Here is a 14,308-nt window from a genome sequence, read left to right on the forward strand (position 1 = left end):
ACTTAAAGGGTAGTAATGGATGCCCGGTCGTCTTACACATCTCTGATAGACCTTAGCCAGACCCGCAATACCTACGCGATCTTGATATTTTTGGCCGTCGCCCGTGCCCGATGCACCGCGGCGGACCTGCAGTTGTTAGCCCGCGATCGGCTTCCGCTGGACGCATCCTGCGCGCGCCATTAGCTCCGGTATGGGCTTCCACAGCCACTCGTTGAGCATGGTGCCGCGATGCCTAACTGAACGGTATTTAATTGAACTCTGAACTCTCCCAGGTAGACGAAACCCGGCATCTCACCGCTGATGACAGCAATGAAGCTTTGAACGTGGCCGAAACACTTGCCACGTCGCAGGCAGCGGCCATTATTCCGGAACTGACGTTTGCAGATTTCGGCGTCCGCTCCGACATCGTGCAGTCCCTTTCCGAGGCCGGGATTACGCATCCCTTCCCGATCCAGTCGATGACGCTGCCCGTAGCCCTCGGCGGCCATGACATCATCGGCCAGGCCAAGACCGGTACCGGCAAGACGCTCGGGTTCGGCATTCCCGCCATCCAGCGAGTGATCGCGCCCGACGACGAAGCGTACGCGTCCCTCGCCGTGCCCGGTGCTCCGCAGGCCCTGATCGTGGTGCCCACCCGTGAACTCGCAGTCCAGGTGGCCGGTGACCTGTCCACCGCAGCCAAGCGCCGCGGTGCCCGCATCGTCACGATCTACGGCGGCCGCGCCTACGAGCCCCAGATAGAGGCCCTCACCGCCGGCGTGGAAATCGTCGTCGGTACTCCGGGACGCCTGATCGACCTGTACAACAAGAAGCACCTTTCGCTGAAGAACGTTCGCATCGTCGTCCTCGACGAGGCCGACGAGATGCTGGACCTCGGCTTCCTGCCGGACGTTGAAACGCTGATGGCGGCTACTCCTGCAGTGCGCCAGACGCTGCTGTTCTCGGCCACCATGCCCGGCGCCGTCGTCGCCATGGCCCGCCGCTACATGACCAAGCCCACGCATATCCGGGCAGCGGATCCCGATGACGAAGGCCTGACCAAGAAGGACATCCGCCAGGTTGTCTACCGTGCCCACAACTTGGACAAGAGCGAAGTTGTGTCCCGGATCCTGCAGGCCGAGGGCCGCGGCCGCACCATCATCTTCACCAAGACCAAGCGCACCGCCGCCAAGCTCTCCGAGGAGCTGACGGACCGCGGCTTTGCCGTCGCCGCCATGCACGGAGACCTGGGCCAGGGCGCCCGCGAACAGGCTATGCGAGCCTTCCGCAACGAAAAGGTGGACGTGCTGGTGGCCACCGACGTTGCCGCCCGCGGCATCGACGTTGATGACGTCACCCACGTCATCAACTACCAGTGCCCGGAAGACGAGAAGACGTACCTGCACCGCGTCGGCCGCACGGGCCGCGCCGGCCACAAGGGAACCGCCGTCACGTTTGTTGACTGGGACGACGTTCCCCGCTGGGGCCTGATCAACAAGGCCCTGGGCCTGGACCAGGGCGAGCCCGTGGAAACGTATTCCTCCTCGCCGCACCTGTACACGGACCTGAACATTCCGGCAGGCACCAAGGGACGGCTGCCGCGCAACAAGCGCACGCACGCCGGCATCGACGCGGAGAAGATTGAGGACCTGGGCGAGACCGGCAAGAAGAACGCCGCCGCCCCTGCCCGTGACGGCTCCCGCGACAGCACCCGCGGCGGAGACCGGAAACGCGCCGGCGGCACCCGCGGCGACCGGCCCCGCAGCGGCGGCGGAGATCGTGCACGCACCGAAAAGCGGAACGATTCACGCCGTTCGGATGACCAGCAGGCAGCACCGGTACGCACTGCCGAGGCACCCGCTGCAGCCGCTGATACTTCTGCGGACCGTCCCCGCCGCAGCCGCAGCCGCACTCGCCGCCGCAACGGCGAAGTAGTGGGCAATTCAGCACCCGCAGCCGAATAGCCGGGCAGCACCACAGCCCATGAGCATTCCCCTTTGGTCACCGTCCGGCAGGTCGCTGGTGGTACACGCGGACAACGCGGTGTTCCTGCCAACCCTGCCGGACGGTGCCTTCACCATGATTTACGTGGACCCGCCCTTCAATACAGGCCGGTCCCAGCGCCGCCAGCAGACCACCATGGTCCGCAACACCGACGGCAGCGGAGACCGCATCGGCTTCAAGGGCCGCAGCTACAGCACCGTTAAGGGCCTGCTGTCCAGCTACGACGACGCCTTTGAGGACTACTGGGCTTTCCTGGAGCCCCGGCTGGCTGAAGCCTGGCGGCTGCTCGCCGACGACGGAACGCTGTACGTGCACCTGGATTACCGCGAGGTGCACTACGCAAAGGTCATGCTGGATGCCCTGTTCGGCCGGGACTGCTTCCTCAACGAAATCATCTGGGCCTACGACTACGGCGGACGGGCCAAGAACCGCTGGCCCGCCAAGCACGACAACATCCTGGTCTACGTCAAGAACCCGGCCTCCTATCACTTCGACAATGCTGAAGTGGACCGCGAGCCGTACATGGCGCCGGGCTTGGTCACTCCGGAAAAGGTGGCACTGGGGAAGCTGCCCACCGATGTCTGGTGGCACACCATTGTTTCTCCCACCGGCAAGGAGAAGACCGGCTATCCCACGCAAAAGCCCGAGGGCCTGCTCCGCCGCACCGTGGCTGCCAGCAGCCGCGAAGGCGACTGGGTGCTGGATTTCTTTGCCGGGTCCGGCACTCTCGGCGCCGTGGCTGCCAAGCTGAACCGCAGGTTTGTCTGCGTGGACGCCAACCCGCAGGCCATCGAGGTGATGTCCAAGCGGCTCGGACATGCGGCCGACGTCGTTTCCCTCGGCTCAGCAGCAGAGTCAGCGGCAGCCGGCGCGGTGTAGCGCCTTAGTTCCGGACCACGGGCGAGCCGGTGGCTCGGAACTCGATCTGTTCCAAAACCTCCGGCGCGGTGGTGCATTCACCGAGCCGGTTGGGTTTGCCCGTCCCGTGATAATCGCTGGAACCGGTCATCAGCAGCGAGTTCTCTTCGGCCAGCCGGCGCAGCCAGGCACGGCCCTCATCCGGATTGTCGCGATGGTCCACCTCCACCCCCATGAGACCGGCGTCGATCATCTCCCGGAATGTCGCTTCACCCACCACGCGGCCCCGCGAAGAGGCCACGGGGTGGGCAAACACCGGCACTCCCCCGGCTTTCCGGATCAGTTCGACGGCGCGGGCCGGGTCCGGGGCATAGTGGGCAACAAAGTAGCGTGAGCGTGCCGTAAGAATGCCGGAAAAGGCGGCCGAGCGGTTCGGCACAACGCCCGCGGCCACGAGCGCATCCGCAATGTGCGGCCGTCCGATGGTGGCCCCGGGAGCCACATGCTGCTGCACCAGCTCCCAGTCGATGGGGAAATCCTCCGAAAGACGCTGGACCATCATCTCCGCCCGGGACACCCGCGCCGAGCGGGACCGGCCGATTTCTGCCAGCAGTTCCGGACTTGCGGGGTCGTGGAGGTAGGAGAGCACATGCACGCTGATGCCTTCGCTGCTGCGGCAGGACACCTCCATCCCGGGCACCAGGGTGATCTCCAGTTTCCGGGCGGCGTCTGCAGCTTCCTGCCACCCCGCAGTGGAGTCGTGGTCCGTCAGCGCCACTGCGTCCAGCCCGGCTTCTTTGGCTGAGCGCATCACCTCCGCCGGCGGCTGGGTTCCGTCGGAAACTGTTGAGTGCGTGTGCAGGTCGATTCTCACCTGATCAATCTACTTGCTCCGGCGCTTTCCCGGGTTGGACCCGCAGGCAGAACCTTCCGCTGATGTTTGGCCGCCCCGTCCGCTCAGTGAGACCATTGAAGGGTGACTACTGATGCGAATCCATTGACCACCGCCGACACGTCGGGAATCGGGGAGTTGTCCGAAGGGCAGCCCTTGGATGACCGCGTAAACAACCGCTCGCAAAAGCCCTCCAACGAGGCCTACAAGGCATTCATGTCCACCGGCTGGGCCGAGGATAACGCAGAGCTTCCCGCCCGCGACGAAGTTGCCCCGTACGCCGCCAAGCGCCGTCGTGCCCTGTCCGAGCGTTTTCCGGGTGAGCGCCTCGTCATCCCCGCCGGACCGCTGAAGGTCCGCTCCAATGACACTGATTACCGTTTCCGGCCGCACTCCGGTTTTGCCCACCTGACCGGTTTGGGCCTGGACCGCGAGCCCGACGCCGTACTGGTCATGGAGCCGGTGGAACCGGGAACGGGCGACGACGGCGGCAACCACACTGCCGTCCTGTACTTCCGTCCGCTGGCCGGAACCGACAGCGAAGAGTTCTACTCCAACGCCCGCTACGGCGCGTTCTGGATCGGCTCCCGCCTGGGCCTGGAACAGGTCAGCGCCATGCTGGACCTGCCGACCCGCCACCTGGATGAGGCCGAAACAGCCATCACCAACAACGTAGGCGACCCCCAGTTCGGAGGCATCTCCGTGCGCCTGCTCCGCAAGGTGGACGAGATGGTTGATGCGCTGGTGGACACCGTCCGCTACAACACCGCCATGGATCCCGAAAACGTGGACCTCAGTGCCCTCGATGCTCTGGACGGTGAACTCACCGAGGCCCTTTCCGAGCTGCGCCTGATCAAGGATGACTGGGAAGTGAAGCAGATGGAGGCCGCGGTTGCCGCCACCGTCAACGGTTTCACCGAGGTCGTCAAGGCACTGCCCCGCGCCATTGCCCATCCCCGCGGCGAACGAGTTGTCGAAGGCGCATTCTTTGCCCGTGCCCGGGAAGAAGGCAATGACCTCGGCTACGACACCATCGCTGCCGGCGGCAACAACGCCACCGTGCTGCACTGGATCCGCAACAACGGAACCGTCAACGCCGGTGAACTGCTGCTCCTGGACGCGGGCGTTGAGGCGGACAGCCTCTACACTGCCGACATCACCCGCACGGTGCCCGTCAACGGCACCTACTCGCCGGTCCAGCGCAAGATCTACCAGGCGGTCCTCGACGCCGCTGACGCCGGCTTTGCTGCGGCCAAGCCGGGCGCGAAGTTCCGCGATGTCCATGCAGCGGCCGTCAAGGTCCTGGCCGAGCGCCTGTCCGACTGGGGTCTGCTGCCGGTGTCCCTGGAAGAGGCGCTTTCGGATGAGGGACAGCAGCACCGGCGCTGGATGCCGCACGGCACCAGCCACCACCTCGGCCTGGATGTCCACGACTGCGCGCAGGCCCGCAAGGAACTGTATCTGGACGGCGTCATCACCGAGGGCATGGTGTTCACGATCGAGCCGGGCCTCTACTTCAAGAACGAGGACCTCTCCGTTCCCGAGGAGTACCGCGGCATTGGCGTGCGGATCGAGGATGACATCCTGATCACCGCCGAGGGCCCCGTAAACCTCAGCGCCGCGTTGCCGCGCAACCCGGAAGATGTTGAAAACTGGATGGCCGGAATCTACGCCGCCGAATAACGCATGGCCTGCCCGGAAGCCGTCATCCGGCTGACACGGGCAGCAGCAACAGCAGAGGCTCCGCACCTTGGGTGCGGAGCCTCTGCTGTTAATGATGCCTGCCGTTAATGATGCCTGCTGTTACCTGTTACCTGTTCCGGCGTCGCCGTCGGAATTCTGTCCCTCACCGGTGTGATGAGCAGCAGTAACCGGCGGCGTCTTCGGGGCGTCAGCGTCCTGGTTGGGCCGGTCACTTCCGGGGGCCGAGGCAGGAGCGGCGGGAAGCCGGACTCCATACTGCGGACGGCCGTCGGGCAGATCCGGGAACTGTCCGCGGGGCACGCCTCCGGCAGGTGCCTGAGCATCCGCAGCGGGGTTGGATCCGACGCTGTGCGCACCGGTGCCGGCAGGCTGGTTTTGGCCGTTCCCGCCGGCGTAGGGATCGGTCCATCCTGCGGGCCGTTCCGGTGCGGGACCGGCGGGCCCGCCCTGCTGGCCCTGGTACGGGCCCTGACCCTGCTGCGGGCCCTGGTAGGGAGGACGGTGCGGCGGCTGCGGATGGCCGTGCTGTCCTACCATCGGCAGCTGCTGAAGCAGCCGCCGGGCATCGTTGGCAGCCTTCGGTGCCACGATGACGTCGTAGCTGGTGGCAACCACCTGGCTGATGGAGGTGAAGTCCCGCCTGCCGCGCTGAAGGGCGTAGGCCAGCACCCCGAAAAGCAGCCAGAAGACCGCACCCAGTGCGATCGGCGGAAGCAGGGAAATGTAGCTCTCTCCGCCGGCAAAAAGCATTAGCGCCAAACCGACGAAAAGGCCGAACCAGGCACCGGTGGCGGCGGAGGACAGCGCCACCTTGGGATAGGACAAGCTTCCGGTGACGCGTTCCACCGACTTCAGCTCGTTTCCGATGATGGAAACCATCTGAACCGGAAACTTGTTGTCTGCCAGATAGTCCACTGCTTTCTGGGCGTCCAGGTAGGCGGTGTAACGGCCCACCGTTTCCCCTTGTGGGAGGGCGCGGCCTTGATCGCTTGGCGGCTTTGAACCGAAGAGGTTAGACATTTCTCCATTCTCTCCCACAACGGGTCTGCGTGGTGGAGGTATCGCTCGAAGTGAACGAACGGCACCGGAACCGCTCCCGCCGGGTCGAGGAAGGGGTGCCGGGCAGTGGTCCCCGATACGGCGGAAGGGGCGGGCACCACGTAGCCTAAGAATGTGAGCAAAAATCCTACCCGAGTCTTCATCGCACGCCTGCTCGGCCTCGACGTTTTCGACCCCCTGGGCGACCGTCTGGGCCGCCTGCGTGACGCCGTCGTACTGGACCGCGGCCCCGGGCGCCCGCCGCAGGCCGTGGGCATTGTGGTGGAGGTTCCCGGCAAGAAGCGGGTATTCGTCCCGCTGACCCGCGTCACCTCGATGGATCCGGGGCAGATCATCTGCACCGGCCTCGTGAATCTGCGCCGCTTTGATCAGCGCGGCGCGGAGATGCTGGTGGTCGGAGAGCTTTTTGACCGTCGGGTGGAGCTGCGCGACGGCAGCGGCACCGCCACCATCGAAGACATTGCCATTGAACAGAACCGTGCCGGTGACTGGCACGTTTCCAACCTCTTCGTGCGCCGGGGCGGATCGGAATCCCGTCTGCGTCCCCTGCGCCGCCGCGGCGAACAGATGATCGTGGACTGGAAGGACATCATCCACTGGGATACCTCCGGTCCCCAGGCGGCCACCTCCTTTGTGGCGCAAAACGATGACCTGAAGGCCGCGGACTTCGCCGATGCGCTGCACGAGATGAGCGGCAAGCGCCGCATCGAAGTGGCCAGCGAGCTCCAGGACGAACGGCTCGCCGATGTGCTGCAGGAGCTGCCGGACGATGACCAGGTCCAGATCCTGCAGTCCCTGGACGTCGAGCGCGCGGCCGATGTGCTGGAGGAAATGGACCCCGACGACGCCGCGGACCTGCTCAATGAGCTGCCGGAAGAGCAGAAGGAAGAGCTCCTGCAGCTGATGGACCCCGAGGACGCACGTGATGTCCGGCGGCTGCTGAATTACGAAGAGGACACCGCCGGGTCGCTGATGACCCCTGTTCCGGTCATTCTCCCGCCCGAGGCAACAGTCGCCGAAGCCCTCGCACATGTCCGCCGCGAGGAGCTGACACCCGCGCTGGCCTCCTCCATCTATGTGTGCCGGCCTCCGCTGGAGACCCCCACGGGACGCTACCTCGGCGTCGTGCATATCCAGCAGCTGCTCCGCTCGGCTCCCCCCGAAGCGCTGGGGAATATCCTAGATACGGACTTGGAACCCGTCCGGGACTACGCGAGCATCAGCGAAGTCTCCCGGATGCTGGCCACCTATAACCTCAACTCGCTGCCCGTCGTCAACGACGGCGGCCGTCTGGTGGGGGCGGTGACAGTGGATGACGTCCTGGACCACCTCCTCCCCGATGACTGGCGTGCCTCCGACGACGCCCCCACAGATGCAAAGCAGGGAAGGACCCATGGCTGAAAAAATCAAGTCGCAGACCAGCGGCCTGGATACACCCCGGACCGCCCGTACCCGGTGGCTTCCCCGGCTGTCTCCCAACCCGGACGCCTTCGGCCACGCCACCGAGAATTTTGCCCGTTTTATGGGCACCCCGCAGTTCCTGGTCTACATGACCGTATTCTGCGCCGTCTGGCTGGCGTGGAACACCTGGGGCCCTGAACCCCTCCGGTTTGACCAGGCCGCGCTGGGCTTCACCGTGCTGACCCTGATGCTCTCCCTGCAGGCCTCCTACGCCGCTCCCCTGCTGCTGCTTGCCCAGAACCGGCAGGATGACAGGGACCGGGTCTCCGTGCGTCAGGACCGCGAACGCGCCGAGCGCAACCTGATGGACACCGAGTACCTGACCCGGGAAATCGCGGAGCTGCGCATTGCCCTGCGTGAAGTCGCCACCCGTGACTACGTCCGATCAGAGCTGCGCAGCCTCCTTGAAGAATTGCTCGAAGCCAACGATCCGTCCGATGATGCCCCTTCGAAGCGCAGCCAGCGCCGTCGTCCGGATAATTCGGGAGCCTCCGCGGTGACTGAACACATGCCCAAGCTCAATCCCGGCGGGAGGGAAAACTAAAGCGTGGCACCACTGCAATCCGCGGCCGACCGCGCCCTGGCCGCGCTGGATGCGGTCCTGGACCCGGAGCTTCGACGGCCAATCACCGAACTGGGGATGGTCAGCGCCGTCTCGGTGGACGACGACGGCGTCGCCTCCGTAGGCGTGCTGCTCACCATTGCCGGGTGCCCGCTGCACCAGACGATTACCGCCGACGTCGAGCGTGTCCTGTCCGGCGTCGAGGGAGTAACCGGGGTCCGGGTGGACCTCGGTGTCATGACTCCTGATCAGCGCACCGCCCTGAAGGAAAAGCTGCGCGGCCCCGGCGGCGTCAAGGACATTCCCTTCAACCGGCCGGGCTCGCTCACCCGCGTCTACGCGGTAGCCAGCGGCAAGGGCGGCGTGGGGAAATCAAGCGTCACCGTGAATCTCGCCGCGGCAATGGCCGCCGCCGGCCTGCGGGTGGGAATCGTGGATGCGGACGTGCACGGGTTCTCCGTTCCCGGCCTGCTGGGCATCACGCAGGCCCCCACACGGGTGGACGAAATGATCCTCCCGCCCGTGGCTTACGGCATCAAGACCATTTCCATCGGCATGTTCGTTGCGGACAACGCTCCGGTGGCCTGGCGCGGGCCCATGCTGCACCGCGCGTTGGAGCAGTTCCTCACTGACGTGTATTTCGGGGACCTCGACGTCCTTTTCCTGGACCTTCCGCCCGGAACCGGAGACATTGCCATTTCGGTGGCGCAGCTCCTGCCGCAGTCGGAAATTTTGGTGGTGACCACCCCGCAGGCAGCCGCAGCTGACGTCGCCGAACGTGCGGGAACAGTGGCTTCCCAAACCGGTCAGAGCGTGGCAGGCGTCATCGAGAACATGTCCTGGCTGCAGCTGCCGACGGGTGAACGGATGGAGCTCTTCGGCTCAGGCGGAGGAGCCCTGGTGGCTCAGCGGCTCAGTGATGCGCTCGGCAAGGACATTCCGCTGCTGGGCAGCATTCCGCTCGATGTGGATCTGCGCACAGGCGGGGATTCCGGAGCGCCGGTGGTGCTCTCGGAGGCAGCTGCTGTGGAAGGCTCTGCGGGTGCGGAGCTGCGGCGGATTGCAGCGTCCCTGGCGCGCCGTCCCCGCGGGTTGTCGGGTTTGCTGCTGGGCGTTACTCCGCGCTGAGCTGTCCGCCGGGCCTAGGTGGCTTCGGTGTCGAAGGGAGCGCGTTCGCCGTTCTGCAGCCGCATCAGCGGCTTGACCGCCGGCGGAGCAGACGGTGCCGCATTTTCCGTGCCCGGGGCGTGGGTGCTGCCGCGCGGAGCAGCAGCGGCTGGCCGTGTGTTGACAGGCTTTACGGCGTTCTCGAAATCGTCAAGCAGGGCTTCCTTGATAATTCGGCGCGGATCGTACTGGCGCGGATCAAGCTTGCGCCAATCCACCTCGTCGATTTCCGGGCCGACCTCTTCGCGGAGCTGCTCCCGGGCGCCGGTGGCCATCCGCCGCACTTCGCGGACAAGACGGGCAAGCTGGGAGGCATATTCCGGGAGCCGCTCAGGGCCCAGCACCGCCACGGCAAGGATTGCCAGGACGAGCAGCTCATAGCCGTTGATTCCGATCACCTGTGAAGACTACCTTTCCAGCGGCGCTGCAGGCCAGTTGACGGGCGAGTGGGATTTCCTGTCCGCAATCCGGTCATTCCCGCGGCCCTCCGCCGGCCATCACGGCCAGCCCGTTCCGAATCCTGTCCCAGATGCCCTGTGCTGTATCCGGTGCGTGCAGCACCAGGCGGGAAGACTCTGACAGGGAGATCTCGGAGACAGCTTCTTCCAGGACATCCCCCGGCGGCGCTGCCTCAATGGTGTAAGTCACCCGGTGCGAGGCCAGGACGGCCCGGTGCGGACGCTGCGGATGCGTCCAAACCTGCGGGCGTCCGGGGGTCTGTTCCCGGAGGACGAATCCCTCCTCTGAAACCGGGCGTCCGCTCACCCCGTCCACCGCTGCTTCTTCGGACGAGGATTCGGGGTGTGTCTCGTAGACGGTCACTGTGCCGCCGTTGCCTTCCAGCGTCATGATCACGGCCGGCTGCCCGTCAACGCGTGCTGCCCTGGCCCCCACCATGGTCATGCCCGCGGAAGCCAGCTCGGGGCATGCCCAACCTCGCACCCGCAGTTCTGCCAGCTGCTCCGGCGCCAGCGCGTGGACCTCTTCGCCCCCGGTGACTTCGGTCCACCCCGCAGCCAACCCCGGCGATGCCTGCTGGGGGGAGGAGTCCTGCGCCCATCCGCCCAGGAGGTAGGCAGTGGACAAGACCATCCCTGCTGCGGCTGCGAGGAGTCCTGCTGCCGTCACGATTCTGCGGCGATGTGTTCTGGAGGGGTAAGACGCAGGTTTGGCGGCATAGCCCCCGCTCTCCCCGTTCCCGGCTGCCTGGTTCCCGGCTATGTGTACGGTGCGCTCAATCCGTGCACGCAGATCCGGGCTGGGCGCAGGTACTTCCAGGGAGCGCAGGCGGCTGCGCAGGCGGCGTTCCTTGGCTACGTCGGCTCGACACGCAGCACAACGCTGGAGGTGGGCCTGCACTGCCGCAGCGCGGGAGGGGGTTGCCTGACCGTCCAGATACTCCTGCAGGAGGCGTTTGGGATGTCGCATGGATGTCAGCTGGCGCCCGCCACTCGGGGAAGCTTGAGCCGCGGAGCGCTCTGGGCGCGAAGCCCGGGGTTCCTGTGTGCCAGCTTCTCTTTCAGCATGGTCCTGCCGCGGTGTATCCGGGACCGAACAGTGCCCAGCTTGACTCCGAGGGCATTCGCCACTTCGTCGTAGGACAGCCCTTCAAGATCACAGAGGACCACGGCAGCGCGAAAGTCAGGGGGAAGCTCGTCCAAAGCCCGGGCGATGTCGACATCAAGGTTGTTGAACTCGAAGCTCCGCTCGGGCCCGGGCCCGTTGCTCGGCAGCCGGCTTTCCGCTTCTTCGGTCATGCCGTCAAATCGGATCCGGCTCTTGCGCCGGGCCTGGTCGAGGAAGAGATTCGTGGTGATGCGGTGCAGCCACCCGTCGAGGGTGCCGGGCTGGAAGTTCGCCAGGGAACGGAAGACACGGACAAACACCTCCTGGGTGAGGTCCTCGGCGTCGTGCCGGTTACCGGTCAGACGGTAGGCCAGCCGGTAGACTTTGGCCGAATGTGCCGTTACCACTTCCTCCCAGGTGGGCCGAACCCACTCAGGTTCCGCCGGGCCTTCGGCTGGCGCTGGGGACGTGTTCGTCAAGGTCTTCCTCCTTCCCTGGGGCAATGCCATCGCGCACGCGGCGAAACGAATCCCTTGCACTAATCCTGCATATAATGTTGACGCATCAATCTGGGAATTCTCTGTTAGCACCCCCAGCGCATGCGCACAAGGCAGAGCGGGCGCGGCGGAGCAGTCCAGGTCCCGCCTGGTGCGGAGCAGACCGCCGCCGGGCCTTAAGCTTGACTGAGCACTGACCACTCCAATGAAAGTGACACCAATGAGCGCCGACAAGCAGACCAGCTGGTCCTACACGGAGGGGCTGCCCTTCGAGGACGAAGTGCTGCTGCGCGCGCGGGAACGTTCCCATGAGCTGGGGGTCACTCCGGTGTCCACGGGGGTCGGAGCCGCTCTCACCGTTCTGGCTGCAGCGTCCAAGGCGCAGACAGTGGTGGAAATCGGCACCGGCGCCGGCATCTCCGGCGTCTGCATGCTGCGGGGACTGGGCCGCCAGTCGGTCCTGACCACCATTGATTCGGACGTGGATCACCTGCGTGCAGCACGGGAGGCCTACCGTGAGGCCGGAGTGCCCGGGAACCGGACGCGCACCATTTCCGGACGGGCCGCCGAGGTCCTCCCCCGGCTTACCGACGCCGCCTATGACATGGTCTTCATCGACGCGGACAAGCCGTCCTTCCCGCTCTACGTGACGCAGGCCGTTCGCCTCCTCAAGCGCGGCGGGCTGCTGGTGGTCAACGATGCCCTGGACCATGACAAGGTTTCAGACCCCGCCATCCGCGAAGCCACCACGAACACCATGCGCAAGGTCGGAAAAGCCATCCGGGAGAATGAAGCGCTCGTTTCGTCCCTGCTCCCCACCGGCGACGGCCTCTTGCTGGCCGTGAAGATCAGCTAGCCGGACCGGTAGGGGCCCGGCTACTCCGCAGCCAGGTTCAGGCTCGACGCGTCCCGCAGGAAGCTGATCAGCAGACGCGTGCCGAAGCCGGTGGCGCCCCTCGCGATTTCGTGGCTGTCCGTACCGGCCCGCATTGGCCCTGCAATATCAAGGTGCACCCAGTGAGCACCGTCCACGAACTTCTCCAGGAACAAAGCGGCAACAATTGCTCCGGCACCGAACTTCAGGGCCGGAGGCGCCACATGGGCAAGGTCGGCAGTGTCCGAGGCAAGGGCGTAGTCATACTCCTGCACCAGCGGCAGCGGCCAGACCCGGTCACCTGAGGCGCTTCCCGCCTTCTCCATCGCGCTGAGCAGCTGCGCGGTATTGGAGAATACGGCCCCGTACTGCTGGCCCAGGCCCAGAGCCGCGGCACCGGTGAGGGTGGCGATGTCCACCAGGACGTCCGGAGCCAGCTCGGCAGCTGCATAGGCGAGCGCGTCAGCCAGGACAATCCTGCCTTCAGCGTCCGTGTTGCCGATCTCCACCGTGGTTCCGCCGTAGGTGGCAACAACGTCGCCGGGACGGTAGGCGGAGGCACCAATGGCGTTTTCGGCCAGGGCCAGGATTCCGGTGACCCGGTGGGGCAGTTCCAGTGCCGCGGCTGCCTCAACAGCGGCCAGGACTACGGCCGCTCCGGCCATGTCCATCTTCATGCTCATCATCGCTTCCCGCGGCTTCAATGAAATGCCGCCGGAGTCAAAGGTGATGCCCTTGCCGGCCAGCACAATATGCTGCCCGGAAGCAGCTGCCCCGCCGGAGGGCTGATAGGAGACCTGCACCAGCCGCGGTGGATTTGCCGAGCCGGATCCCACAGCCGTCAGGCCGCCGAATCCCTGCTGTGAAAGTTCTGCCTCGTCCAGCACGGAGATGGAAAGGCCGGAACGGTCAGCGACTACACGGCTTTGGGCCGCCATCCATTCCGGAGTGGCGACGTCCGGCGGAAGGTTGGTCAGGTCCCGCGCGAGCCAGACGGCGCGGGCAGTGATTTGGGCCAGACGGAGAGCCTCGGGATCCAGGCCGGTCAGCTGCATTTCCTGGGCCACGGGCGGCCCGGCCGGTGATTTACCCTGCCGCGGGGCGCGGTATCCGCCCAGGAAGAAGCCTTCCAGGAAGGCCTGCTGTGCCTCGGGGACCAGACCGTCAACCACGGCTGCCCGGATCCGGCGGGCACCCCGGGTTGCCCGGGCAAGCGCCGCACCTGCGCGGCGCATGCCCGCAACGCTTTCATCCCCGACACCCAGATAAATCAGTTTTGCAGGCAGCTCACCGGTTTTACCCGACGGCGGCTCCACCAATAGGGTTTCCCCGGCCTTGCCGGTGATCCCCGCCGTTGCCGCCCGGGCGGCAACATCAACCCCGTACCAGAGTGCCGTTTCAACGGCACCCCTCCGGGGCTGCGGAGTGGGATGCAGCGCTTCCTCGGTATCGTCCCGCACTGAGGTTTCCGGAGCCGCCGCCATGGCCACGGCCAGGACGTCAATTCCCTCCTCAGGTGCCGGGTGCAGCCCGGTGCCGGCGGTGGGGGCGCCGGTCCGTGGGTGCAGCCGCTCCGCTGCGGACACAGCCGTCGTGGCGGTGTCCGGCATCGCAGGCCCGGAGGCCTCCCCGGTGGACGGGGCGGCCTTGGATGAACCTCTGGGAGCTCGCTGCATGGGTGGTGT

13 protein-coding genes are annotated in these 14,308 nt (G+C 65.9%); 7 read left to right on the forward strand and 6 right to left on the reverse strand.

The annotated features are described in order from the left end of the window. Positions 1–323 precede the first annotated feature (323 nt). On the forward strand, positions 324–1,943 hold the full coding sequence (locus AC4D2Q_RS01370; protein WP_490945689.1) for a DEAD/DEAH box helicase: 1,620 nt from the start codon (positions 324–326) through the stop codon (positions 1,941–1,943). A 19-nt stretch (positions 1,944–1,962) separates the two neighbouring features. Next, complete coding sequence (locus AC4D2Q_RS01375; protein WP_490944410.1) at positions 1,963–2,862, forward strand: DNA-methyltransferase; 900 nt, start codon at positions 1,963–1,965, stop codon at positions 2,860–2,862. Between the two features lie 4 nt (positions 2,863–2,866). Here AC4D2Q_RS01375 and AC4D2Q_RS01380 read toward each other — a convergent pair whose 3' ends face one another. Continuing rightward, complete coding sequence (locus AC4D2Q_RS01380; protein WP_490944411.1) at positions 2,867–3,715, reverse strand: PHP domain-containing protein; 849 nt, start codon at positions 3,713–3,715, stop codon at positions 2,867–2,869. 102 nt (positions 3,716–3,817) lie between these two features. Between AC4D2Q_RS01380 and AC4D2Q_RS01385 the strand changes: the two genes are divergently transcribed. Continuing rightward, positions 3,818–5,416, forward strand: a complete 1,599-nt coding sequence (locus tag AC4D2Q_RS01385; RefSeq protein WP_490944413.1) for an aminopeptidase P family protein — start codon at positions 3,818–3,820, stop codon at positions 5,414–5,416. Between the two features lie 120 nt (positions 5,417–5,536). Here AC4D2Q_RS01385 and AC4D2Q_RS01390 read toward each other — a convergent pair whose 3' ends face one another. Further along, positions 5,537–6,391 carry a YflT domain-containing protein gene (locus AC4D2Q_RS01390; RefSeq protein ID WP_490944415.1) on the reverse strand — a complete coding sequence of 285 codons (855 nt, stop codon included), beginning with the start codon at positions 6,389–6,391 and terminating at the stop codon, positions 5,537–5,539. 219 nt (positions 6,392–6,610) lie between these two features. Between AC4D2Q_RS01390 and AC4D2Q_RS01395 the strand changes: the two genes are divergently transcribed. The 3 genes from AC4D2Q_RS01395 to AC4D2Q_RS01405 are packed head-to-tail and all read left to right on the forward strand — an operon-like array spanning position 6,611 to position 9,647. Next, positions 6,611–7,897 carry a magnesium transporter gene (locus tag AC4D2Q_RS01395; protein WP_490944416.1) on the forward strand — a complete coding sequence of 429 codons (1,287 nt, stop codon included), beginning with the start codon at positions 6,611–6,613 and terminating at the stop codon, positions 7,895–7,897. Beyond that, positions 7,890–8,501 carry a DUF1003 domain-containing protein gene (locus AC4D2Q_RS01400; RefSeq protein ID WP_490926549.1) on the forward strand — a complete coding sequence of 204 codons (612 nt, stop codon included), beginning with the start codon at positions 7,890–7,892 and terminating at the stop codon, positions 8,499–8,501. Before AC4D2Q_RS01395 ends, AC4D2Q_RS01400 begins: the two co-directional genes overlap by 8 nt. 3 nt (positions 8,502–8,504) lie before the next feature. Further along, entirely contained in the window at positions 8,505–9,647 is a 1,143-nt protein-coding gene (locus tag AC4D2Q_RS01405) for an Mrp/NBP35 family ATP-binding protein (protein ID WP_490944418.1), read from the forward strand. Between the two features lie 14 nt (positions 9,648–9,661). Here AC4D2Q_RS01405 and AC4D2Q_RS01410 read toward each other — a convergent pair whose 3' ends face one another. The 3 genes from AC4D2Q_RS01410 to sigE form a co-directional block, all read right to left on the reverse strand. Next, positions 9,662–10,084: a twin-arginine translocase TatA/TatE family subunit gene (locus AC4D2Q_RS01410; protein WP_400931384.1), complete on the reverse strand. Its 423-nt coding sequence runs from the start codon at positions 10,082–10,084 to the stop codon at positions 9,662–9,664. A 73-nt stretch (positions 10,085–10,157) separates the two neighbouring features. Continuing rightward, complete coding sequence (locus AC4D2Q_RS01415; RefSeq protein ID WP_490944420.1) at positions 10,158–11,114, reverse strand: anti-sigma factor family protein; 957 nt, start codon at positions 11,112–11,114, stop codon at positions 10,158–10,160. Between the two features lie 5 nt (positions 11,115–11,119). Continuing rightward, positions 11,120–11,731 (reverse strand): RNA polymerase sigma factor SigE, encoded by a 612-nt coding sequence (gene sigE, locus AC4D2Q_RS01420; RefSeq protein WP_490944422.1) that lies wholly within the window; start codon positions 11,729–11,731, stop codon positions 11,120–11,122. 238 nt (positions 11,732–11,969) lie between these two features. Between sigE and AC4D2Q_RS01425 the strand changes: the two genes are divergently transcribed. Next, on the forward strand, positions 11,970–12,605 hold the full coding sequence (locus tag AC4D2Q_RS01425) for an O-methyltransferase (RefSeq protein ID WP_490926545.1): 636 nt from the start codon (positions 11,970–11,972) through the stop codon (positions 12,603–12,605). Between the two features lie 20 nt (positions 12,606–12,625). On the opposite strand, the gene AC4D2Q_RS01430 is transcribed toward AC4D2Q_RS01425, so the two are convergent. Then, on the reverse strand, positions 12,626–14,299 hold the full coding sequence (locus AC4D2Q_RS01430) for a leucyl aminopeptidase family protein (RefSeq protein WP_490944424.1): 1,674 nt from the start codon (positions 14,297–14,299) through the stop codon (positions 12,626–12,628). Positions 14,300–14,308 lie beyond the last annotated feature (9 nt).

The organism is Arthrobacter sp. TJ-178 (genome assembly GCF_058269275.1).